16 protein-coding genes and 2 pseudogenes are annotated in these 23016 nt (G+C 68.3%); 10 read left to right on the forward strand and 8 right to left on the reverse strand.

Going from position 1 to position 23016, the window contains the following annotated elements; genetic code table 11:
• Positions 1 to 392 precede the first annotated feature (392 nt).
• The 6 genes and pseudogenes from JHN45_RS52855 to JHN45_RS10980 form a co-directional block, all read left to right on the forward strand.
• Positions 393 to 1355 (forward strand): annotated as a pseudogene (locus JHN45_RS52855) (IS110 family transposase); the annotation flags it as partial.
• A 1-nt stretch (position 1356) separates the two neighbouring features.
• On the forward strand, positions 1357 to 2166 hold the full coding sequence (locus JHN45_RS10960; RefSeq protein ID WP_236583561.1) for a CdaR family transcriptional regulator: 810 nt from the start codon (positions 1357 to 1359) through the stop codon (positions 2164 to 2166).
• 187 nt (positions 2167 to 2353) lie between these two features.
• Entirely contained in the window at positions 2354 to 3253 is a 900-nt protein-coding gene (locus tag JHN45_RS10965; protein ID WP_201048859.1) for a nitrilase-related carbon-nitrogen hydrolase, read from the forward strand.
• Between the two features lies 1 nt (position 3254).
• Positions 3255 to 4043: a thioesterase family protein gene (locus tag JHN45_RS54350; RefSeq protein WP_201048860.1), complete on the forward strand. Its 789-nt coding sequence runs from the start codon at positions 3255 to 3257 to the stop codon at positions 4041 to 4043.
• Between the two features lie 23 nt (positions 4044 to 4066).
• Positions 4067 to 5512 carry an aldehyde dehydrogenase family protein gene (locus JHN45_RS10975; protein WP_201048861.1) on the forward strand — a complete coding sequence of 482 codons (1446 nt, stop codon included), beginning with the start codon at positions 4067 to 4069 and terminating at the stop codon, positions 5510 to 5512.
• Between the two features lie 25 nt (positions 5513 to 5537).
• Positions 5538 to 6680, forward strand: coding sequence for an alcohol dehydrogenase family protein (locus JHN45_RS10980; protein ID WP_201048862.1), 1143 nt, complete (start codon positions 5538 to 5540; stop codon positions 6678 to 6680).
• A gap of 122 nt (positions 6681 to 6802) precedes the next feature.
• Here JHN45_RS10980 and JHN45_RS10985 read toward each other — a convergent pair.
• From JHN45_RS10985 to JHN45_RS11020, 7 genes and pseudogenes are all read right to left on the reverse strand, one after another.
• Positions 6803 to 7603: pseudogene (locus JHN45_RS10985) on the reverse strand (carboxylesterase family protein).
• Between the two features lie 206 nt (positions 7604 to 7809).
• Positions 7810 to 8763, reverse strand: coding sequence for an electron transfer flavoprotein subunit alpha/FixB family protein (locus JHN45_RS10995; RefSeq protein WP_201048864.1), 954 nt, complete (start codon positions 8761 to 8763; stop codon positions 7810 to 7812).
• 13 nt (positions 8764 to 8776) lie between these two features.
• Positions 8777 to 9577 carry an electron transfer flavoprotein subunit beta/FixA family protein gene (locus JHN45_RS11000; protein WP_201048865.1) on the reverse strand — a complete coding sequence of 267 codons (801 nt, stop codon included), beginning with the start codon at positions 9575 to 9577 and terminating at the stop codon, positions 8777 to 8779.
• 19 nt (positions 9578 to 9596) lie between these two features.
• Positions 9597 to 9827 carry a hypothetical protein gene (locus JHN45_RS11005; protein ID WP_201048866.1) on the reverse strand — a complete coding sequence of 77 codons (231 nt, stop codon included), beginning with the start codon at positions 9825 to 9827 and terminating at the stop codon, positions 9597 to 9599.
• A gap of 126 nt (positions 9828 to 9953) precedes the next feature.
• Complete coding sequence (locus JHN45_RS11010; RefSeq protein ID WP_201048867.1) at positions 9954 to 10796, reverse strand: polysaccharide deacetylase; 843 nt, start codon at positions 10794 to 10796, stop codon at positions 9954 to 9956.
• A gap of 6 nt (positions 10797 to 10802) precedes the next feature.
• Entirely contained in the window at positions 10803 to 11300 is a 498-nt protein-coding gene (locus tag JHN45_RS11015; protein WP_201048868.1) for a MaoC/PaaZ C-terminal domain-containing protein, read from the reverse strand.
• Positions 11301 to 11377: 77 nt separating this feature from the next.
• Positions 11378 to 12604 carry an FAD-binding oxidoreductase gene (locus JHN45_RS11020; RefSeq protein WP_201048869.1) on the reverse strand — a complete coding sequence of 409 codons (1227 nt, stop codon included), beginning with the start codon at positions 12602 to 12604 and terminating at the stop codon, positions 11378 to 11380.
• A gap of 251 nt (positions 12605 to 12855) precedes the next feature.
• On the opposite strand from JHN45_RS11020, the gene JHN45_RS11025 reads away from it, so the two are divergent.
• Genes JHN45_RS11025 through JHN45_RS11035 form a run of 3 tightly spaced genes read left to right on the forward strand, consistent with a single transcriptional unit; the run spans position 12856 to position 17202 of the window.
• Positions 12856 to 14394, forward strand: a complete 1539-nt coding sequence (locus JHN45_RS11025; protein WP_201048870.1) for a class I adenylate-forming enzyme family protein — start codon at positions 12856 to 12858, stop codon at positions 14392 to 14394.
• 28 nt (positions 14395 to 14422) lie between these two features.
• Positions 14423 to 16084 (forward strand): choline dehydrogenase, encoded by a 1662-nt coding sequence (locus JHN45_RS11030; RefSeq protein ID WP_201048871.1) that lies wholly within the window; start codon positions 14423 to 14425, stop codon positions 16082 to 16084.
• A gap of 11 nt (positions 16085 to 16095) precedes the next feature.
• Complete coding sequence (locus JHN45_RS11035; RefSeq protein ID WP_201048872.1) at positions 16096 to 17202, forward strand: nitronate monooxygenase; 1107 nt, start codon at positions 16096 to 16098, stop codon at positions 17200 to 17202.
• Positions 17203 to 17466: 264 nt separating this feature from the next.
• Here JHN45_RS11035 and JHN45_RS11040 read toward each other — a convergent pair whose 3' ends face one another.
• Entirely contained in the window at positions 17467 to 19761 is a 2295-nt protein-coding gene (locus tag JHN45_RS11040; protein WP_201048873.1) for a molybdopterin-dependent oxidoreductase, read from the reverse strand.
• A gap of 223 nt (positions 19762 to 19984) precedes the next feature.
• On the opposite strand from JHN45_RS11040, the gene JHN45_RS11045 reads away from it, so the two are divergent.
• Positions 19985 to 22867 carry an FAD-binding and (Fe-S)-binding domain-containing protein gene (locus tag JHN45_RS11045; protein ID WP_307783074.1) on the forward strand — a complete coding sequence of 961 codons (2883 nt, stop codon included), beginning with the start codon at positions 19985 to 19987 and terminating at the stop codon, positions 22865 to 22867.
• Positions 22868 to 23016: the final 149 nt, after the last annotated feature.

Here is a 23016-nt window from a genome sequence, read left to right on the forward strand (position 1 = left end):
GTATCCAGGTGCTGGAAGTCCCGGGGACGCATGCGGGCCTAATGGGCACGCAGGGACGGTGCGGAGCTCTGGTGCGGGCCAGGACCTTGGAGTCCTTTGACCAGACGGGCCGGGCACCGTCCCTGCAGGTTCCTGGCTTGCGGGTTGGTGCCAAGGGCCCCGCGGCCGACGGTCGGCCGACCATCAGTGATCGTGGTCCAAGTCGCCGGCAGGAGTCATCTCTCAACAGGCCGGGAGCCATCGAGCTCCCCCGCGGACGGAGAGCCCTGCCGGCCGCTGGGGTCACGAACGGCCAATCGGATGCCGGGCCGCCGAGCCCTTCCATTAGGGAGCCGCAGACCCCTGCACGACTACGAAGCAGGACCTCCGACCGAGAGGACGTAAGCAAAACAATGGCCGTCACCTGTGGCATCGACTGGGCCAGTGATCACCATGACATCGCCTTGGTCGACAGAGAGGGAGTCGTCGTCGCGAAGGCCAGAATCACCGATGACCTCACCGGCCTGAACACGCTCCTTGAACTGCTGACCACACAGGGGGACGGCCCGGACACACCGATCCCGGTCGCCATCGAGACCTCGCGCGGTCTCCTCGTCGCCGGCCTGCGGGCAACCGGGCGCCCCGTCTACGCCATCAACCCGATGGCCGCCGCCCGCTACCGAGAGCGTCACGCAGTCAGCCGCAAGAAATCCGACCACCTGGACGCGACAGTGCTGGCCAACATCCTGCGGACCGATCGGGCCGCCTTCCGGACCCTGCCGGCCGACAGCGAACTCGCCAAATCCATAGCGGTCTTGGCCCGCGCCCAGCAGGACGCCGTCTGGGACCGGACCCAGGCCGCGAACAAACTCCGCTCTCACCTGCGTGAATACTTCCCCGGATTTCTGGCGTCCTTCGAGTCGGTACGCGAAGGGCTCTGCCACCCGGTGGCCCGTGCACTTCTTGCTGCGGCTCCCACCCCTGAACACGCCGCCCGGCTCACCCGCGCGCAGCTGCGTGCGATCGTCCGGCGGGCCGGGCGCAAACGCGGCATCGAGACCGAGGCCGACCGGCTGCGTGAGATCCTGCGGCTCCCGCAGATGCGGCAACCCCCGCTGGTCGAACAAGCCATGGGACGACAGGCCACGGCTCTGCTTCGGCAGCTCGATGCAGCCTGCGCCAGCGCGGACGACCTCGCCACGGCAACCACGGAAGCATTCGAGGCACACCCCGACGCCAGGATCATCACCAGCTTCCCCGGCCTCGGCTCGCTCTCCGGGGCCCGGATACTCGCCGAAGTCGGCGACGACCGATCCCGCTTCGCTGCGTCTGGAGCGCCACGACCCCGAGCTGGCGGGCCGCATCGCCTCACTGGGGCTGTCCTTCGGACAGGAGACGCGGGTGATCGTCGCGGAGCCCGCCCTCGGCGTGACCACCGCCCGGGACCTGGCGGTCCTGGAGTCGCTGCACGCCGGTCTGCAACGCACACTGGTCGGCGAAGGTCTCCCCCATCTCCTTGTCCTGCGGGAGTCCGCCATGGTCGGCCTTGTGCAGGCTTCGTCGTCCGCCGTCAGACGTGCCTTCGTCAAGGCCGGCACACCGGCGGAGGGCTTCCTGCTGGGCATCGGACGGGACTCAGCCGGCGTCGGACACGTGGTGGACTCCTACCACGACGCGCAGCTCGCCCTCCGCGTACTGCGCCGCGACGGCGCGGGGCGGCGCCTGATGGCCTACGAGGACTTCGACTTCGCCACTCGTCTGTTCTCGGATGTCGGTCTCGACCGGATGGGCGAGTGGGCGAAGGAGCTTCTCCGCCCGCTGGAGGACAAGCAGACCATGCTGGCCACCCTCTCCATCTACTTCGAGCACCAGCAGAACATCATGACGGCCGCCGATGCGCTGGCCGTGCATCACAACTCCCTGCGCTACCGCCTGTCGAAGATCGAGTCAGCGCTCGACCTGAATCTGCGGGATCCGTCGGCGATCTCGTCCCTTTTCCTCGCACTGACCGCCCTGTCCATGGTGGAGGCGGAATCCTGGGATCAGCGCCGGATCAGACCGGTCGGCCGGGAGGAACAGAGCGGAGAGATCCGCGGCGCGGGGGCGACGGGCAGCGTGCTCGCCGACCCGGAACGAGGGCTGGCCCTCTCGGCACGTTTCGGCGCGGCGCTCGGGCCGGAACGCTGACCGCACTTTCACTTCCTCATCCGCCCGAGGGCGGCTTGGAAAGATTCCAGGGAACGCACCCTGCCCTTGTCATAAGCGACGAGTGAACCGCCGGGACAGAGCCGATACGGTCGCTTTCACGGGCGGCGGCGGGGCCTTTACCGGCAGAACCCATCGCCTCATCTCCGGAAAAGGAGCCCCAGAAATCATGGTGTCGCTGAACGTCGCTGTCACCCAGTTCGAGCTTCGCCCCGAGCGGGACCTCGATCAATTCCTCGCCCACACCGAGGACCTCGTGCGCCGCGCCGCTCAGCAGAACGCGGAGGTCGTGCTCTTCCCCGAGCTCTCCAGCACCGGGCTCCTCGGATCCATCACCGACCACGAGGTGACCACCGCGACGATCAGGTCCGACTACTGGGATGTCCTCCCCACCTTCACCGACGGAATCGTCGACGGCCTCCGCGGCATGGCCAGGGACCACAACATCGTGGTGGCGGGCGGCAGCCACAACCGCGTGCACAGCGACGGCTCCCTGCGCAACACCGCTTTCGTCGCCCACCCCGACGGCCGGGTCGAGTCCCAGGACAAGATCCACCTGACGCCCCAGGAGCACGCGCTCGGCACCCGCGGCGGCGATGAACTGCTGGTCACCAGGATCGGGCCGTTCACCGCGGGCGTGCTCATCTGTGCCGACATCCAGTTCCCGGAGCTGTCCCGGTACCTCGTGCGCCAGGGGGTCGACCTGATCCTGTGCCCCTCGCTCACCTGGAACCGACGAGGCGTTCACCGGGTCCGCACCGGATGCCAGGCACGCGCCATCGAGAACCAGCTCTACGTCGCGATGTCGCCCCTGATCGGCCACAACGGACTACCGGCCGACTCACCCATGCACGCGACCGGCAGCGCCCTGGTCACCGGGCCCGTCGACAGGACCGTCGGAATCAACGACGGGGTCCTGGCCAGGTCCGATTCGTCCGGGGAGGACCTGGTGGTGGTGTCCCTGGACCACGACCTCCTGCAGGCCTCACGCGCGAACCCCGAAGCGCCCGGGCTCGCACTCCAGCGGCCCGACCTGTACGCGAAGCTCCAGGCCGAGGCAGGAGCCTGACGTGTCCACCCACGCGCACCGGGTCCGCAACCACGAGGTCGACACACAGGGCTTCCTCTTCAACAGCCGCTATCTGGAGCTGGCCGACGTCGCCATGACCGAGTTCTTCCGCGAACTCGGCTGGCCCTACACGAAGTTGGTCGACGGCGGAACGGACCCGTCGGTGGTGAGCGCGCGTCAGACCTTCCTGTCACCGGCCCGCTTCGACGACGTCCTCGACGTGGAGGTCACCTGCCCGCGTGTGGGGACGTCCAGCTTCCAGCTCGACATGCTCGTCGCACGTGACGGGACGAAGATCGCGGAAATCGAGGTGGTGTACGTCAACGTCGACGCCGAGGCAGCGCGGTCCCGCCCGCTGCCCGAGGCGGTCGCACAGGCCCTCCGTGACTCCGTCGCCGGAGAGCCTTCACAACCGAGGGGACAGACAGAGATGACCCGCTCCAGCGCTTCGAAGCCGGCCTTCGGGCCGGCCAACGTCAAGCGTTTCGGCCCGGCCGAGATCGAGCATCGCACCGCGGGCTCCGGCCTCGACCGTCTCGGCACCTACTTCATGACGTTCGACGAGCCGGGGCACAGTGACCCGTGGACGCTCCAGTACGAGGAGACGGTCTACGTCGTCAGCGGGCGGGCGGAGTTCTTCGTCGTGGAGGACGGTGTCGACGTCCCGCTGACCGGGGAGGCGGACGAGCTGATCGTCCTTCCCCGAGGCACCACCGTCCGCTACGGAGCGGCTCCGGGAACGCGTCTCCTCCTGTCCATCACACCGGTCGACTGGCGAAACCAGGCATAACCGATACACAAGGAGCGGCAACGATGAGCAAGCCGAGGGCCGAACACCGGAGCGCCGCCGCGGCGTTCGCGGCGGACATCACCGACGCCGACGCCATGGTCGTCATCGACCCGGCCACCGAGAAGGCGATCGCCGCCTACCGGACGGCGACGGAGGCCGACGTCGACGAAGCCGTTCAGCGGGCGGCGGCGGCTGCGAAGGCGTGGGGGAACACCCCTCCCGTCGAGCGCGCCGAGATCCTCCTCAAGATCGCCGACGTGGTCCAGAGCCGAGCAGAGGAGTTCGCTCAGCTGGAGAGCGAGAACGTCGGCCAGCCGATCACGGTCGCCCAGGGAGCCATGCCCTGGGTGTGGGACGTCATCCGTTTCAACGCGGGCGCGGCGCGCACGTCCTCGGTTCCCGCCACCGGCGAGTACGCGAACAACAGCACCTCGTGGGTGCGCCGCGAGCCCCTCGGTGTCGTCGGCCTGATCACCCCGTGGAACTATCCCCTCCTGATGGCGTCGTGGAAGATCTCCGCTGCCCTCGCCGCCGGCAACACGGCGGTCATCAAGCCGTCGGAGCTCACTCCGACCAGCACGATCCTCTTCGTCGACATCGCGAATCAGTTCCTCCCCGAGGGCGTACTCAACCTCGTGCTGGGAGACTCCTCCACCGGTAAGGCTCTGGTCGCACATCCCACCATCCGGATGATCTCGCTCACGGGAGACGTCGCGACCGGAAAGGCCGTCGCGGAGTCGGGCGCACGGACCCTGAAGCGAATCGGCCTCGAACTCGGGGGCAAGGCTCCGATCCTGGTCTTCGCCGACAGCCCGATCCGGGAGAGCGTGCGGGACCTCGTGGAGTTCGGGTACTCCAACAGCGGCCAGGACTGCACGGCCGCCTGCCGCATCATCGTCGAGCACGCGGCCTACGACGAGTTCGTCGAGGCCTACTGCGAAGCGGTGGCGAAACTGCGTGTCGGCGACCCCTCCGATCCGGAGACGGAGATCGGCCCGCTGATCTCCGAACGTCAGCTGATCCGCGTCGCCGGCTTCGTGGACCGCGCACGCGAAAACGGCGCGACCGTGCGGATCGGCGGGGAGCGGCTCGACCGGCCGGGTTGGTTCTACGCCCCCACGGTCATCACCGACGCCGACCAGTCGGACGAGATCATCCAGAGCGAGGTGTTCGGGCCGGTGATCACGATCCAGCGCGGAAACAGTGACGACGAGATGCTCGACATGGCCAACGGAGTCGAATACGGCCTGTCGGCGAGTGTCTGGACCACCAACCTCGCCCGGACCATGCGCTTCACGCGGGAACTCGATTTCGGAACCGTTTGGGTGAACCAGCAGATCTTCGTCGCCTCGGAGATGCCGTTCGGCGGCTTCCGGAACTCGGGATACGGCAAGGAGCTGTCCCCGCACGGGATCGACGAGTACTCCAAGTTCAAGCACGTGATGGTCAACCCCGAGCTGGCGAAGTAGCCGAGAAATGGACGCCGGTCTTTCCATGAACTCCCGTACACAGGTGAACGCCTCCGCCAGCCCGGCCGCCCCCGTGCCCGCGACCATGCGGGCCACCGTGCTGACCGGCCACGGCGGTATCGACAAGCTCGTCTTCCGCGACGACCACCCCACCCCGGCACCGGCGGAGGGGGAGGTACTGGTCCGGGTGGGCGCCTGCGGCATGAACAACACGGACATCAACACGCGGACGGGCTGGTACGACTCGGTCGTCGAGTCCGCGGTCTCCGAGGAACTCGGCATACAGGGGCGGTCCGACGGGGCGGCGTCCTCGTGGAACAGCTCCACGGTCGACTTCCCCCGCATCCAGGGTGCCGCAGTGGTGGGGCACATCGCCGGCGTGGGGCCGGGGGGAGACCCCGGCCGCATCGGTGAGCGGGTGATCGTGGACCCCTCGGTCCGCGACCCCGAACTGCCGCTCCACGCACAGCTGGTGCAGTACCTGGGCAGTGAGCGCGACGGCGGCTACGCCGACTATGTGGCGGTGCCCGAGGGCAATGCCCACCGCGTCGACTCGCCGCTGTCCGACGCCGAGCTGGCCACGTTTCCGTGCTCGTACGACACGGCCGAGGAGATGCTGCAGCGCGCTCGGCTGACGGACGGCGAGACCATCGTGGTCACCGGTGCCGCCGGCGGTGTCGGAACGGCACTCATCCAGCTGGCGAGCCTGCGCGGCGCACGCGTCGTGGCCGTCGCCGGCGCCGCCAAGGAGAAGCGCCTTCGCGCACTCGGGGCGGACGAGTTTGTCGCCCGCGAGAGCGAGGACGTACAACGGGAGATCGAACGCGTCATCGGTGAACGAGGAGCCCATGTAGCCGCGGACGTCGTCGGCGGGCCGGTGTTCGACGTGCTGCTGAAAGTGCTCCGCCGCGGCGGCCGGTACACCACCGCCGGTGCGATCGCGGGTCCGGTCACGAGAATCGACCTGCGCGACCTGATCTACAAGGACCTTGAGATGCACGGCATCACCAATCCGACCGCGGCGACCTTCGCCCGGCTGGTGGAACTCATCCAGAGCGGCCGGCTCCAGCCGCTGCTGGAGGAGGTCTTCCCGCTGCAGGACCTCGCTCGGGGCCAGGCACGGCTGCTGAAGCGCACGCACATCGGGAAGCTCGTGGTCACCACGTGAGCTGACAGCCGCCTCGGCAGCTCAGCCGATGCACGAGGCCGCCAGACGGATCGGAACGCTGGACATCACCCGGCCCGCGCAGGAACTGGCAGAGGCAGTTGCCAACCACTTCGCTGATCTCGTCACCATCGGCCTGCCCGACGTGTTCCAAGGCGAGGGCATGGAGCCGGTAACCGCTCTACCGGTAGTTCGTGGATCACCCAGCGGTCCGTGCTACCGGTAGTTCGTTCGATCCGGCCGATGGTGGGGATGGACGACGGGTTGGGTTGGTCGTAGGCCGGTGGTATGAACCAACTGTCTGGCTGAGGACTGAAGATGACCGCTCGTCGTCCGTGCCGCCCGTCGAGGTCGCCGCCGAAGGCCGCGCTGCTCTCCCGCACCCAGCGCAGCGCGGCGACCAGGTCCTGGTGGCCCGGGGCGTCCGCCTTCAGCCCCGGAAGCACATCGCCGAGCCACAGGTAGCCGAAGATGTTGGGCCGGTCATTGAAGAAGACCACAACCAGGTCACCAACGTTGGCCGGATCGGCACCGTCGTGGACCGTCGCCCCGACGGAACCCCACGCGAAGGCGCCGCCGTGGAACCACACCAGTACCGGGCGCGGTGTCCCGGTGTAGCGGTCAGGTGCCCAGGCGTTGAGACAGAGACAGTCATCCGCACTCGGCGCGGCGTCCAGTCAGGCTGGAAGGTCGGCGTTGGACTGTGCGGCAGGGGCGGCCGAAGCCGGTGGCATCGCGCTCCTCCTCCAGGGCCGCACCGACTGCGGCGCCCGGAAGCGCAGCGGGCTGGCCGGCGGTGCCGCGTAGGCAATCCCGGTGAAGGCGCGTACGGCACCAGCGAGGCGACCACGCTGCACGCCTTCGCGTGTGACCGCAGTGGGCGGTGGGACGGCGTTCCGGGATGCGGACCTGTGGCGGGGGTACATCGACACTCCTGCCTCGCGAGCGTCGGCAGGCTCTGTGGAGCCGTTGGCGATCTAACTCATTGCGCTCATCTGGATTCCTCGCCCGGAGACCATCCGTTTGAAGTTGTCCCCATTTCCATGGTGTGCTCCGCCATCCACACGACGGTGCCTCGGAGGTTCCGGGGTCACCGTCGTGTGGATGGCGAGGCTCATGACCGGGAGGGGGATCAGCCCTTGCGCCGGCTGATCTGTGCCGTCAAGGCCGGGAGAACGGTGTGAAGGTCGCCTACGACACCGAAGTCGACTATGTCGAAGATGGGTGCGTCGGGGTCCTTGTTGACCGCGACGATGGTTTTCGAGGTCTGCATGCCGGCCCGGTGCTGGATGGCCCCGGAGATGCCGTTGGCCATGTACAGCTGTGGGGAGACGGTCTTGCCCGTCTGGCCGACCTGGAAGGTGTGGGACAGCCAGCCCGAGTCCACGGCGGCGCGTGAGGCGCCGACGGCGGCGCCGAGCGCGTCCGCGAGAGCGTCGACAGGCCCGAAGTCGCCTCCGGTGCCGCGTCCGCCGGAGACCACAACGGCGGCCTCGGTCAGCTCGGGGCGGCCGGTGGCGGCGCGCGGTCGGCTGTCCTCGACGCGGGCCGCCTTCGCGGCGTCGGAGATCGTCACGGTGACGTGCTCGACGACGCCGGCACCGTCAGCCTCCTGCGGAGCGGCCGAATTGGGTTTGACCGTGATGATCGGGATGCCGGTGGTGACCTGCGCGGCGACGGTGTAGCTGCCCGCGAAGACCGACTGGATGGTGGTGCCATCGGCAGCGACGTCGACGGCATCGGTGATCAGACCCGAGCCGAGCTTGATGGCCAGGCGGCCGGCGATCTCCTTGTTCTGCGCCGAAGAGGGCAGCAAAATCGCGGCCAGGTCCTTGCCGGCAGCGAGCTGCTGCAGCGCCTCCGCCATGGGGGCCACCAGGTAGCCCACGATGTCGGAGTCGTCGATGACGTAGACCTTTTCGGCGCCGTACCCTCTGACCGCGTCGGCGACGGCTTCCGCGGCATCGACACCGCCGATGAAGACGGCCGACGGCTCACCGAGCCGCCTGGCGATGGCGAGCAGTTCGTACGTGGGCTTCTTGACCGTGCCCGCCACGTGGTCGACGAGAACCAGAACCTCAGACATCTCTCGTGCCCTCTCAGATGAATTTCTTGCTCGCGAGGAAGGCGGCGAGCGCTGCGGCGCCGGTCCCGTCCTCGTCCTTGACTATCTCGCCGACGGTGCGCGGCGGGCGGGCCGTGGTGCTCGTGACAGTGGTGCGGGATGCGCCGAGACCGACGAGGGAGGCGTCGACACCGATGTCGTCGAGGTCCACCGTGTCCAGAGGCTTCTTCTTGGCGGCCATGATGCCCTTGAAGGAGGGGTAGCGGGCCTCCCCCGTCTGGTCGGTCACCGACAGGACCAGCGGCATGCTGGCGCTGATGACCTCGGTGGCGGCGTCGCTGTCGCGGCGGATGCGGACCTGCGTGCCGGAGGTCTCCACCTGGGAGGCCAGGGTGACCTGCGGGATGCCGAGGCGTTCGGCGAGCATGGCCGGAACGACCCCGGCGCCGCCGTCGGTCGAGGCCATCCCCGCCACGACGAGGTCGGGCACGGCGCCGCCGTTCGCCGTCTTCACCGCCTCGGCGAGCACCAGCGAGGTGGCGATGGCGTCGGAGCCCGCGACGGCTTCGTCCTCGACGTGGACGGCCCGGTCGGCGCCCATCTGCAGTGCCTTGCGCAGCGCGTCCGCGGCGTCTTCGGGGCCGACGGTCAGTGCGGTGACCGTGATCTCCTCGTCCTCGCGCTGCTCCTTGATCTGCAGCGCCTGCTCGACGGCGTACTCGTCGAGTTCGGACAGGAGGCCGTCGACGCCGTCGCGGTCCACGGTGTGGTCGGATGCGAACCGGCGCTCCCCTGTGACGTCGGGCACGTATTTCACCAGGACGACTATGTTCATGAAACGTAGGACCCTTCTTTCAGTTGACGGCCGGTGCGGCCGAGCCCGTGAGGCCGAGGAAATTGATGTTGAACATGACGACCCCGCGGTCCGGGAACTCTTCGCGGTAGCGCTCGTACGCCGAGGCGACGATGGTGCAGGCGATGACGTTCGCGTCGTAGGCGGAGGCGGAGGCCTGCTCGGCGGCGGCGCGGGCGGCCCGGGTCCGGGACTCCTCGTAGTCGGTGTCTCCGGACTCGAAGGCGGGCACGTGCCGTACGTCGACAGTTTGGTCGCCGCGCGCCTGGTCAGCAGCTGGCTGAGCACGTCGTCCAGGGCCGGTCACAGCACTCGGTCCGCGGTCCAGACCGAGTGATGTGCCGTCGGCGTCCATAGTTCAGTCGTCTTCCCAGCGGTCGAAGAGCTCCGAGAGCGTGGGAAACCAGACGTCGTCGAAGGACGTCACGTGGTCGAGGAACTTTTCGAGCATCAGCAGGTTGTGGGCCCTGCCGATGGTCTGCGGATGCAGCGTCCAGGTCGCGACGCCGCCCGGGCAGCGCTCGTGGGCGAAGTCGAAGCTGTCCTTCCAGCGGGCGAGGACGACCTCGTTGGACTGCATCAGCGCGTTGCCCTTGAAGGACTCCAGCTCGGGGAAGTCGTCGAGGAACCAGGAGACGGGGAACTCCAGGACCCGGCTCTCGGGCCCGAAGGTGTTGCCGTTCTCCTGGTCGAGTTCCACGACCATGCGCGGCCGGTAGGGCGTGAAGTCACGCCCCATCAGGGAGGAGTCCCAGTCGAAGCCGAACTCGGCCAGCAGGTCGAGGGTGTCGTTGGTGACGTCCAGGGCCGGAGAACGGTAGCCCCTCGGCCGCGTGCCCAGCAGCTTCTCGTGCTGACGCAGTTGTAGTTCGAGCAGCCGCCGTTCCTCGTCCCGGTCCAGCGCGGGGACGTATTCGTGATACACCCCGTGTGCTCCGATCTCGTGACCGTCATCGAGGATCGCGTCGACGGCCGAGCGGAACGTCTGGATCGTGTGCGTCGGCACGCACCATGTGGTGGTGATCCCGTAGCGGCGGAACACGTCCAGCAGACGCGGGGCCCCCACCAGGGCGCCGAACTCTCCTCGCGACAGATTCGTCTGCGACGTGGACCGGAACGTGCCCATCCAGACGCTCTGGGCGTCGAAGTCCGGGCTGAGGCATACGGCGAGTTGTTTCCCCTCGGGCAGTCGTAGCGTCACGGCACCTCACTCCGACCGGTCGGGGCGGCGCGACAGCAGCACGATCCACTTGCCCTCCTGGCACACGTCCCCGTTCTGGTTCAGGACCTGCACGTGGGTGGTCACGATGCCGCGATCGGGTTTGCTCGCGGAGGGCCGGATCCCGACGATCTCCTCGCTCACCCTGATGGTGTCCCCGATGCGCACCGGGGCGAGGAGATTCCAGTCCTGGATTCCGAGGAAGGCGATCGCCGACGGGTTCTTCCACCCCAGGCCCATCTCCAGTCCGAACGCCATGGCCAGGACTCCCGGGCCGTGAAAGAGCCGGCCACCGAACTGGGTCTGCTTCGCGTACTCCTCGTTCATGTGGAGCGGATGCATGTCACCCGACCAGGTGCCGAACGTGACGACATCGGTCTCGGTGACCGTCCTGCCGAGTGTCAGCCAGGTCTGCCCTACCTCGATCTCGTCGAGGTATCGAACAGAATCCGAGGTGTGCGCCGCGCCGAGGGTGTTGGTGGTCAATTCATGCTCCTCAGAAGCTGATAAGGACAACGGGACGCTTTCCGCCCTCGTCGGGAAGTTCTCTGCTTTCGGCGAGGTCACCAGCGGATGACGCCGTCGGGGTTGTCGCGAAGTGCCGGCCGGTCCAAAGCCATCTCATCGATCGGCAGGCTGAGTTCCTCGCCGGAGATCAGCTCGGCCACGAGCTGTCCGGTGATCGGCCCGGCCAGGTTCCCGTACACATGTCCGGTGGCGAGGACCAGGCCCGGTACTTCGTCGACCTCGTCGACGATCGGCAGTGAATCGGCGGTGGCCGGGAGGAGACCCGTCCAGACACCCTCGACACCTAGTCCCCGGTAGTGCGGGAAGGTCTCCAGCAGGGCGTCGATGGTCATCTTCAGTCCGCCGAGCGGCATACGGTCGTCCAACTGCTCGGGGTAGTCCATCGGACACCCGACGAACAGGTTGCCGTCCTCCGTCTTGGCGACACACTCCAGGTGCTCGATCCCGTGGCTCGAATCCTCGTAGGACGCCGTGAAGTACTCGTCGCGATAGCTCGGGAGACTCCGGATGTGCCCGTACTGCTTGGCAGCCAGGGGGCCGTTGAGGATCTTGTCGAGGTGTTCCTCGACCGGGGCGAACAGCACTGCGCCGAGTCGCTCGGGCTTGATCGGCACGTGGATGCCCTCCGCTTCGAGCATCTGGGACCAGACCCCCGTACCCCAGACCACCCGGTCCGCGTGCACGTCTCCGCCGAGAGTCCGGGCGCCTGTGACCCTGGCTCCGTCGCGCGTCAGTCCGAGCACGGGTGTGTGCTCATGGATGCGCACGCCGAGGCGGCGGCATTCCTGAGCCAGGGCCCGGACGAACTTGGGGGTGCGGATCTGGCCGTCCTCCGGACAGAACGTGGCGCCGATGACGGTGGGCGGCAGGATCGGCGCCGCCTCACGGGCCGTCGGTCCATCCAGCAGCTCCATGGTGAAGCCGTGACGGTTGCGGTCCTCGACGAATTCCTTGTAGACCTGACGCTGGTCGTCGGTGAAGAAATACGTCATCGCGCCGTTCGCGCGATACTCGAACGACGGGCCCAGCAATTGGGAGAAGTCGTCGTAGAGAGCGCGGCCTGCCCGGGAAAGCGCCAGAGAGAAATCTCCGTTGCGGTTGTGCATATGGAGGAAACCCATGTTCCGCCCGGACGCGCCATGCGCGATTTCCCGCTGCTCCAAGAGGACGACGTCGTGTCCCTTGGCCGCGAGGAAGTACGCCGTCGACACTCCGACGATGCCACCGCCGACCACGACCACGTCCGCCTGGTCCAGTTTCACGTTGCGATCTCCCTGCCATCGGTCGTCGACTCGGCATGTCACCGGTTGCATGAGCATCCTTCGGAACTATCTCCCCGCAGGCGTCGGGACCGCATTGGAACTTCCCAGAGGATCGGAGCGGCCTGTCAGAAGAATTTCCAATTACCTCCCACGGTCCCACCGCCTACCTTGTGGTTCATCGCCAGGCGCCCGACCACTCACTCGGGTGACTCGTTGCACAGCCTCGTCCGATCAAGGAACTGGAGCTTTGGATGGCGTTCCAGCCGGCCAGCGTGCGTGACGACTGCGTGTCGGCCTTCGAGCGCGTCGCCCGTGAGCAGCCCGACCGCACCGCCGTGATCGACAACGACGCGACGATCACCTATCGCGATCTGCAGACGGCGGTCGAGCTCCGGACGGCGGCGTTGCTCGAAGCCGGCCTCGGACCCGGTTACCGGGTGGCTCTGGTCGCCGAGAGCTCGGCGGAGTATCTGATGACCGCCCTCGCCGTGTGGCGGGCCGGCGGTGTCCTCGTCACCGTCTACCCCTCGTCGGGCCCGGGCGACATGCGCTACGCCATCGAGACGAGCGACCCCTCGCTGATCGTCGTCTCGGAAGGCGTCGATCGCGAAGCCGTCGAGGCTGGGGCGCCCGGAACGCCCGTCGCGGACATCGTGTCCTTCAACGTCACCGGAGTCCGTCACGACCGCTCCCCCAACCCCGAGAACCTGCGGGAGCCGCTGTCCCTGATCTGCTTCTCCTCGGGCACGACCAGCCGGCCGAAGGCGATCATGGTGTCCGCCGGCGCGGTCTTCAACTGTGCGGACACCTACGGCGAGGTCTGGCACCTCTCCCCCGACGACAGGGCGATCATCTGCCTGCCGATGGCGTGGCTGTACGGCCTCGCGAGCACCTCGCTGGCGGTTCTTCTCCGGGGCGGCACCGTCATGGTGGTGCGGCGGGCGCGTCCGGAGTTCATCGCCCCGGTGATCGAAAAGCACCGGGCGACGTTCGTGGCCGGCGTCACCGCCACGTTCGCCAAACTCGTCCAGCACGTGGGAGATCCGGCCCCGGGTACGCGCGTGTTCGAGTCGCTCCGCCTGTGCATCTCCGGCGGCGAGCCCCGCAACGAGGCGGTGTTCGACCGCTGGACGGCCCTGACCGGTGTCTCGGTGCTCGACGCGTACTGCGCCTCGGAGTGCCTTCCCCTCGTCACCTACGACCCCTTCACGGACCCCGCACCCAAGCCGGGCTCGGCCGGGAAGCTGGTTCCCCGCGCCGCGCTCAGGATCCTGGGCCCCGAGGGAGGCGACGTCGCGCCCGGCGAGGTCGGGGAAGCGTATTCGAGCGGTCCCGGCCTGATGCTGGGGTACTGGCGGGACGAGCAGCTGACGCGCGAGGCGCTCACCGACGACGGCTGGTACCGGACGAAGGACCTGGTCAGGGTCGACCACGACGGTTACGTGTACGTCGTCGGCCGGCTGTCGGACCTCATCATCCGCGGGGGCACCAACATCTCCCCCTCGGAGATCGAGCGGGTCCTCAACGAGCACGAGACGGTCGGCGATGCCGCCGTCGTGGGTATGCCCGACGAGATCTACGGCCAGCGGGTCGTCGCCGCCGTCGTCCCCGGTGCCGCGTCGCATGTGGACGAGGCCGAACTCCGGGCGCACTGCAAGGCGCGGCTCTCCTCCTACAAGGTGCCCAGCGCCTTTGTCGTGGTCGACGCCCTCCCGGTCAACGCGACCACCGGAAAGCTCAACCGGAAGGACGTCGCCGCGCTGCTCGCCGACCTGAGTGGACCGGCATGACACAGGAATCCCGGAAGAAGGACCTCTCATGAAGCATGACGGCTACGACTACATCATCGTCGGTGGCGGTTCGGCCGGCTGTGTGCTCGCCAACCGTCTGACGGCCGACGGCCGGAGCCGGGTCCTGGTCCTGGAGGCCGGCCGGCGGCACTCCAGATTCGACTATCCCGTGCGGGTGCCGGCCGCCTTCCTCTTCGTCATGGGCCACAAGCTCTACGACTGGCAGTACGAGTCCGAGCCCGAGCCCATGCTGGGCGACAGGAGGATCGCGCACTACCGGGGCAAGCTCATGGGCGGCTGCAGCGCCATGAACGGCATGTTCTTCCAGCGCGCCAACCCTCTCGTCTACGAGGGCTGGGCCCAGGCCGCGGGTATGGAGACCTGGAGCTACGCGCACACCCTGCCCTACTTCAAGCGCCTCGAACGCCTCGTCGGTGGCGATCCGCGCGGTGTCTACCGCGGCCGTTCCGGACCCATCCCGGTCCATCGGCACAAGGCCGACAACCCCCTGTTCGGCGCTCTCTTCGACGCCGCACGGCAGGCCGGTCACGAAGTAGTCGACGACGTCAACGGCTACCGGCAGGAGGGTTTCGCGCCCTTCGACTGCAACATCGAGAACGGCGAGCGGTACGACGCGGCCCGCACGTACTACGCGCCGGTCCGCGACCGGAAGAACCTTGAGGTGATGACCGGCGCACTCGTCAGCCGTGTCGTCTTCAACGGCAAGCGCGCGGTCGGCGTCGAACTCGCCTCGCGCCGGGACGGCAGGACGGTCGTCCACGGCAAGGAGATCATCCTCTGCGGCGGAGCGTTCAACTCGCCCCAGCTCCTGCAGCTCTCCGGCGTGGGCAACGGGAAAGAGCTGAGCCGACTCGGGATCGACGTGGTCGAGGACCTGCCCGGGGTCGGCGAGAACATGCAGGACCACCTCGAAGCTTTCGTCATGTACGCGTGTACGCAGCCGGTCTCGATGGCCGGCATCCTCAAGATGAAGTCATGGCCGGGCATCGGGGCCAGGTGGCTGCTGAAGCGGGAGGGCCCGGCCGCCACCAATCACTTCGAGGCCGGCGGGTTCGTCCGCTCGAACGACGACGCGCCTATGCCGAACCAGATGCTGACGATGCTCGCCCTGGGCGTGCGCAACGACGGCACGCCCGCGCCGACGGAGCACTCCTACCAGATCAACCTCGGTCCGCAGACGCCCCAGTCGAAGGGGCATGTGAAGCTGCGCGCCAACGATCCCCTCCAGGCCCCGGTCCTCACCTTCAACTATCTGTCGACCGAGCAGGACCGGCAGGACTGGATCGACGGTGTCCGCGTCACGCGGGATGTGCTGAACCAGGCCGCGTTCGCGCCGTTCAACGGCGGCGAGCTCTCACCAGGACCCGATGTCAGGACCGACAAGGAGATCCTCGCGTGGGTGGCCCGCGACGCCGAGACGACGTACCACCCCTGCGGCACGGCCAAGATGGGCACCGATGACGAGGCCGTGGTCGATCCGCAGACCATGCGGGTCCACGGTCTGGACGGGATCCGCGTCGTGGACGCCTCAGTGATCCCCGTCATCCCGAACGCGAATCTCTATGCCCCAGTCATGATGATCGCCGAGAAGGCCGCCGACCTGATCCTGGGTAATGAGCCGCTGGCTCCCGAACACGTCGACTTCTACCGCCACGAGAAGGTTTCCTGATGCAAACAGATGTGACCGAAAGTCTCGGCATCGACCTCCCCATCTTCGCCTTCTCCCACTGCCGTGACGTCGTCGCGGCCGTCACGAAGGCCGGAGGCATGGGCGTGCTCGGCGCCGCCTGGATGACTCCCGAAGAACTCGACATGTCGATCGAGTGGCTGGAGCGGGAGGTCGGCGGCAAGCCGTTCGGCGTGGACCTGGTCTTCCCCGGCACGGCGATGGACGACGAGAAGACCCCCGAGGAGTACCTGGCCTCGATCCCGGACCGCTACCTGGCGTTCGTGAAGGACATGCTGGACGGCGGCGGGCTGGGCGATCTCACCGCAGAGGACCGCGACGCCTACATGGTCGAGAACGCCAGGAAGATGGCGATGACCAACAAGAAGAGCCGTGACCAGCTCGATGTGGCGCTGGCCCGGAGTTCGGTGAGTCTTGTCGTCGGTGCCCTCGGTGTCACGCCGGACTGGGTGGTGAAGGCCGCGCACGCCCGGAACGTCCAGGTCGGAGCGCTCGTCGGCACCGCCCGGCACGCGGTCAAGCAGCGGGAAGCCGGCGTGGACCTCATCGTCGCGCAGGGCACGGAGGCGGGCGGCAGCGTCGGCACCGTGGCGTCGATGGTGCTGTGGCCGCAGGTCGTGGAGGCGGCAGCAGGTGTGCCGGTGCTGGCCGCCGGCGGCGTGTCCCGCGGCTCGCACCTCCTCGCGGCGCTGTCCCTGGGCTGCCAGGGCGTGTGGACCGGGTCGCTGTGGCTCGGGACCGCCGAGAGCGAACTCAGCGAGGAGATGCGGGAGAAGCTCTTCGCCGCCGAGTCGGAGGACGCTCTCCTGGCACGGGTCATGACCGGCAAGCCGGGGCGGATGCTGCGCACCAAGTACATCGACGCCTGGCGGGCTCCCACCGCTCCCGACCCGCTGACCTGGCCCATGCAGTCGATCCTGAACGGCTACTCCTACAAGCGGGCCGAGCACGCGCGCGATCTCGACTACTGGACCTACGCCGTCGGCCAGGTGGTCGGCGACATGAAAGGCCACACCACCGTCAAGTCCGAGATCACGCGGCTGCTCAACGAGTACGTCGATGCCCTCGACCATCTCCAGAAGGTCACCGACCTCGACTAGTCCGACGCCGTCGCGTCAACCTCGCACGGCCGGGGACCGCAGCCCGAACACCGCCCACGGCCTGCACACCGGCGAGACACGGGTGGCGTCCCAGACCCTCCAAGTGGGCAGGGGCGCGGGGTAGTTCATCACGCTTCCCCTCGTCTGACCGAGCCGACAGGCACAACAGACAACCCGACGGACACGAGGCTCCCGAGCCGTTGAGAGAGACGTTGATCGTCTCAGCTCATCGACTCGGGAGCCTCGCTGGTTCCCGACGACAGATCAGGGGGACGCGCCCAGAAGCGTGGGCGGCCTGGTGGTCACGGTCACCTCCGGGACGTCACCCAGCCACTTCTCGACCTCCACGAGCGCGTGCTGCGCGGTCGTGGCCTGGGACAGGCTCGACGCCGGCCGGTCCGCGGTCAGCACGTTCGGGTTGCCGTGGCGGCAGAACGACGGGTCGTCGGGGTCGGGGTCGTACCAGGCGCCCGCCGAGAGCTGGACCACTCCGCGCCTGACCGCGTCCGACACCACGAGGCCTGCCAGGCAACTCCCGCGCTCGTTGTGGAGCCGCACGACATCGCCGTCGGACAGGCCACGGGCCGTCGCGTCCTCGGGATGCATCCGGAGCGGCTCCCGGCCCGCGACCTTCGCCTTCTGGCTCGTGTCGCCGATGTCGAGCTGACTGTGCAGTCGGGTCCTGGGCTGGTTCGCGATCAGGTGCAGCTGGTGGGCGCCGGAACTGCCGAGCCATTCGTCAGGAGCGATCCAGACGGGGTGGCCGGGGCAGTCGTCATAGCCGAACCCGGCGATCGTCGACGAATAGATCTCGATCTTCCCGCTGGCCGTGGGCAGCGGACTCGCGCCGGGATCACGCCGGAACTCCGAGAACAACACCTGGTCCTTGTCGACGATGGGGATCGAGATGTTCTCGCTGCTCCAGAACGTGTCGAAGTCGACGACCTCGATATCGCGCTCCGCGAGCCTGTTCCGCCACCCGTCGTACAGATGGCGGAGCCATCCCCTGACGTCCCGGCCCTCGCTGAAGCTCTCCCCTCGGCCGAGCTTTTCCGCGAGGGCGGAGAAGATCGCGTAGTCGTCCCTGGCCTCACCGGCCGGCTCCGTGAGGGCGGGCATCGGGAAGAAGGCCGGGTCGTTGCGGCCGGCGCCGTAGTCGTCACGCTCCATGGTCATCGTGGCAGGGAGCACGATGTCGGCATGGCGTGCCGTACTGGTCCAGAACTGCTCGTGGACGACGACGGTGGCGGGCTTCGTGAAAGCCCGGCGCAGACGCGCCAGGTCCTGGTGGTGATGGAAGGGGTTTCCCCCCGCCCAGTAGATCAGCTCGATCTTCGGAAGAGTGATGCGCCGCCCGTCGAAATCGATCTCGCGGCCGGGCGTCAGCAACATGTCCACGATCCTCGCCACCGGGATCCCCGACGTCTCGGCATTGCGTCCCTGCGGGAACGAGGGAGCACTGGTCACACGTTTGGGGAGCCCCATCTCGGCCGTCGCGCCGTAGCCGTGCTGGAAGCCACCCCCCGGCAGTCCGATCTGTCCGAGCATCGCCGCCAGGGTCACCCCGAGCCATATGGGCTGCTCCCCGTGCTGCTGGCGCTGCAGGGACCAGCTCAGGTTGATCATCGTGCGCGACGCCGCCATCTCCCGGGCAAGACGGACGATCCGATCGGCGGGGACGGTGGTCAGACGCTCCGCCCAGGAGGGATTCTTCGGGACGCCGTCGACCGTTCCGCGCAGGTACGGGAGGAACTGATCGAAGCCGACGCAGTGCGTGGAGAGGAAAGCGCGGTCGGCGAGGTCCTCGGCGTCCAGCACGAACGCGAGGGCCAGCATCAGGGCGGCGTCGCTGCCGGGCAGGGGCGCGATCCACTCGGCCTTGGCCTCGGCATACGTGTCGTCCGCGAGCGGCGAGATGTCGATGAAACGGCATCCCCGGGCCACCGACCGCCGGATCGCATCCCGGGCAGGGTTCCGGCCGATCCCGCCGGAGTTGATGCCGCTGTTCTTCTCGGACAGGCCGCCGAAGGAGAGGAACAGGTCGGTGGTCCGGCCGATCACGTCCCAGGAGGTGGCACCCGCCATGATGGCGCCGGCGTTGCCCACCACATGCGGGAGCAGGATCCCGGAGGCGCCGAAGCTGTAGTCGCTCCAACCGGCCACGTAGCCGCCAAGGGAGTTGAGGAACCTGTGGATCTGGCTCTGGGCGTGATGGAACCTGCCGGCGCTGGCCCAGCCGTATGACCCCCCGTACACGGCGGACGGGCCGTGCTCGGCGTAGACGCGCCCGAGTTCACCGCTCACCAGGTCGATGGCCCGTTCCCACGACACCTCGACGAAGGGTTCGGTGCCTCGGCCCGAGCCGCTGCCGGGGCCGTTCTCCAGCCAGCCGAGACGAACGGCCGGCCGCAGCACCCGCGTCGGGTGGTGCTGGGCGGACGCCACGTTGTGGATGATGTCTCGGGGATCGGGGTCACCTGACCACGGCCGGACGGAGGTCAGTGACCGGCCGTCCGTTTCCGCTTCGAAAGCTCCCCAGTGAGTCAGATGCGTCGGCATGATCAGCTCCGTTGTCACAGACTGCTCGCCTCTACAGGCTATGCAGGCGCGCACGGCGGCGGGCATTGGTAAAAAGCCGAGGGTTCGGCTGGTGACCGGTGCTTCTTCCGAGTGCTGGCCGACAAGCCGGCCAGTAGCGTCCGGACGAGCCACCTTCGGTGCGTCCGAATGTGCCACGACCAGTTTCCACTGCGGCCCCCGGGCAGAAAGGACGGGCGCTGACGTGACCGGCCCCATGGACGTCCTGTCGAGGATCGAGGCGGCCGGCGTGGTCGTGGAGACCTCCGCACTCCGGCTCTCCGCGTACTCCTACGACGCGTCCAACTACCGCGTTCCACCGATGGCCGTCGTCTTCCCGCGCAGCGCCGACGATGTCGTGGCGGTCGTGAAGGCATGCGCCGCCACCGGTACGCCCGTCGTCGGCCGGGGCGGGGGTACGTCCATGGCCGGCAACGCGATCGGGCCCGGCGTCGTGCTGGACTTCTCCCGCCATCTGAACCGGATCCACACGATCGACGAGACGTCCGGCACAGCCGACGTCGACGCGGGTGTCGTGCTCTCGGTGCTCAGCCGCACGGTGGAGCACACCACCGGGGATGCCCTCACCTTCGCGCCCGACCCCTCGTCGAAGACCCGCGCCACCGTCGGGGGCGCGGTCGGGAACGACGCTTGCGGCAATCACTCCGTGCGGTACGGGCGGACATCGGACCACGTGGTCGAACTCGACATCGTCACCTCGGACGGCACACGGCTCACGGCGTTCGCCGGCGGACTGCGCGCGACGGACCCCGAGGACGCGCATGCGGTGGCCAGAGCTTTTGAGGTGAGCGCACAGCTCAAAGAACTCGCGCAGGTCAACCTCGCCCCCTTCCGCACGGAGCTGGGGCGCATCCAGCGGCAGGTGTCCGGCTATCATCTCTCCCACCTGCTGCCCGAAAAGGGCTTCGACGTCGCCCGGGCCCTCGTTGGCTCGGAGGGAACCTGCGCCCTCGTCGTACGGGCCCGGATGAGGCTCGTACCGAAGGCTCCGAGCGCGCTCCTGGTGTGCCTGGGCTATGCGGACATCGTCGACGCCGCACGGGACATCCCCACCATCCTGGAGTTCTCGCCCGCCGCCGTGGAAGGCATCGACGAGGTCATCGTGGACACGATGCGGCTGCGCCGTGGCGCGGACTCCGTCCAGGGCCTGCCGGAGGGCAAGGCGTACCTCTACGTCGATCTCGACGGCGAACGGCGGGAGGACGTGGCCGCTGCTGCCGCCTCACTGCTGGAACGGCTGAAGGCGGGCGGGCGCCTGGTGGACGGCCGCGCGGTTCCCGATTTTCACGAGCGGGCGACGCTGTGGCGCGTTCGCGAGGACGGTGCCGGCCTGTCGTCGCGTCCGGCGTCCGGCGGGGAATCCTGGCCGGGGTGGGAGGATTCCGCCGTCGCGCCGGAAAAGCTCGCCGACTATCTGGCCGACTTCCGCCTCCTCCTGGACGAGCACGGGCTGACGGGCATCATGTACGGGCACTTCGGGGCCGGGTGCATGCACATCCGCATCACCTACGACCTGCGCACCGACGCCGGCCGGAAGGTGTACCGGGACTTCACCGCGGCAGCCGCCGAACTGGTCGTGCGGCACGGCGGGTCGCTCTCCGGCGAACACGGCGACGGACGGGCCAGGTCCGAGTTCCTCCCGATCATGTACAGCCCGTCCGTGCTCGCCGCCTTCGAGGCCTACCGGGGCATCTGGGACGGCTCGGGGCTGCTCAACCCCGGGTCGATCACCCAGCCGGACCCGATCGACGCGAACCTCGCGCTCGCCGGGGTCACCGACCGCGAGTGGCGCACCCACTTCACACTCAGCCCCGTCCACGCCGAGGAGGCCGGGACCGACCCCTGGGTCCACGCGGTGCAGGGATGCATCGGCGTGGGACGGTGCCGTGCGGACTCAGGTGGCGTCATGTGCCCGAGCTTCCGGGCCACGGGGGACGAGAAGGACTCCACCCGCGGCCGTGCGCGAGTACTGCAGGACATGGTCCGCGGCGCGCGGAGTGTCGGTGAAGGGTGGCGGTCGGACGACGTCCGCGAGGCTCTCGACCTCTGCCTGGCCTGTAAGGCGTGCTCGCACGACTGCCCCGCGGGCGTCGACATGGCGACGTACAAGTCCGAGTTCTACTCCCACTACTACGCGGGTCGCCTGCGTCCCATGTCGCACTTCTCACTCGGCTGGCTGCCGCGCTGGCTCAAGCTCACGGGGCTCATCAGCCCGCTGGTCAACGCGGTGCTCGCCTCACCGCTCGGCAAGGTCATGGCCAGGGCCGGGGGCCTGACGACCGAACGGGCGCTGCCGCGGTTCACCTCCCGGCGCAGGCTTCGCGAGGAGCTGGCGGGCTTCGCCAGCGACGCGGGACGTGCCGACGTCGTCCTGTTCGTCGACTCCTTCACCAAGGGATTCCGCCCGGAAGTGGCAGGCGCCGCCGCGCGGGTCGCAGCCGGCCCGGGCCGCCAGGTCACCTGCGAGACCGACGCCTGCTGCGGGCTGACCTGGATCACGACGGGCCAGCTCGACACCGCCAAGAAGGTGCTGTCGAAGACCGTCGCGAAGCTCGACGACGGTACGGACACACCCATCGTCGTCGTCGAACCGAGCTGCGCCGCCGCGCTGAAGCAAGAAGCCCCGGAGCTCCTGGGCACACAGGCGGCCGAGCGGGTGTCGTCCCGGGTCCGCAGCTTCGCGGAAGCCGTGCTGGAGTGGGTCGACGGCGGTTGGCAGCCTCCGACGATGCCGTCGACGGTCACCGTGCAGACCCACTGCCACGAGTACTCGGCTTTCGGTGCCGCCGTCCAGCGCAAGACACTGGCGGCACTGGGCGTCGCCCAGGTCGTCGAGGCCACGGGATGCTGCGGCGTCGCGGGCACCTTCGGATTCGAGTCCGAGCACTACGACGTCTCCATGAAGGTCGCCGAGCAGGCTCTCGCCCCTGCCCTTGAGCGGACCACACCGGACGCACCTGTCCTCGCCGACGGGTTCAGCTGCTCCATGCAGGTGAAGCAACTCGCGCCCAGGCGGCAGAGCCTGCACCTTGCCGAACTCATCGATCCAGGGCCTGTCGGCGACTGAGGTCGGCGGGTTGCGGGCATCGGCTGTCAGGTGGCCTTGACGGTCCATCCATCGTGACGGGCCATCCGCACTGTGCCTGACTGGTGGAGCCGAACGCCGCGTGGGTCACCGAGGTGAACCGGCCGAGCGCGTTCGAGATCCTCGACGCG

It is taken from the genome of Streptomyces sp. MBT53, from assembly GCF_016654115.1.
In the GTDB taxonomy this organism is placed as follows: domain Bacteria; phylum Actinomycetota; class Actinomycetes; order Streptomycetales; family Streptomycetaceae; genus Streptomyces.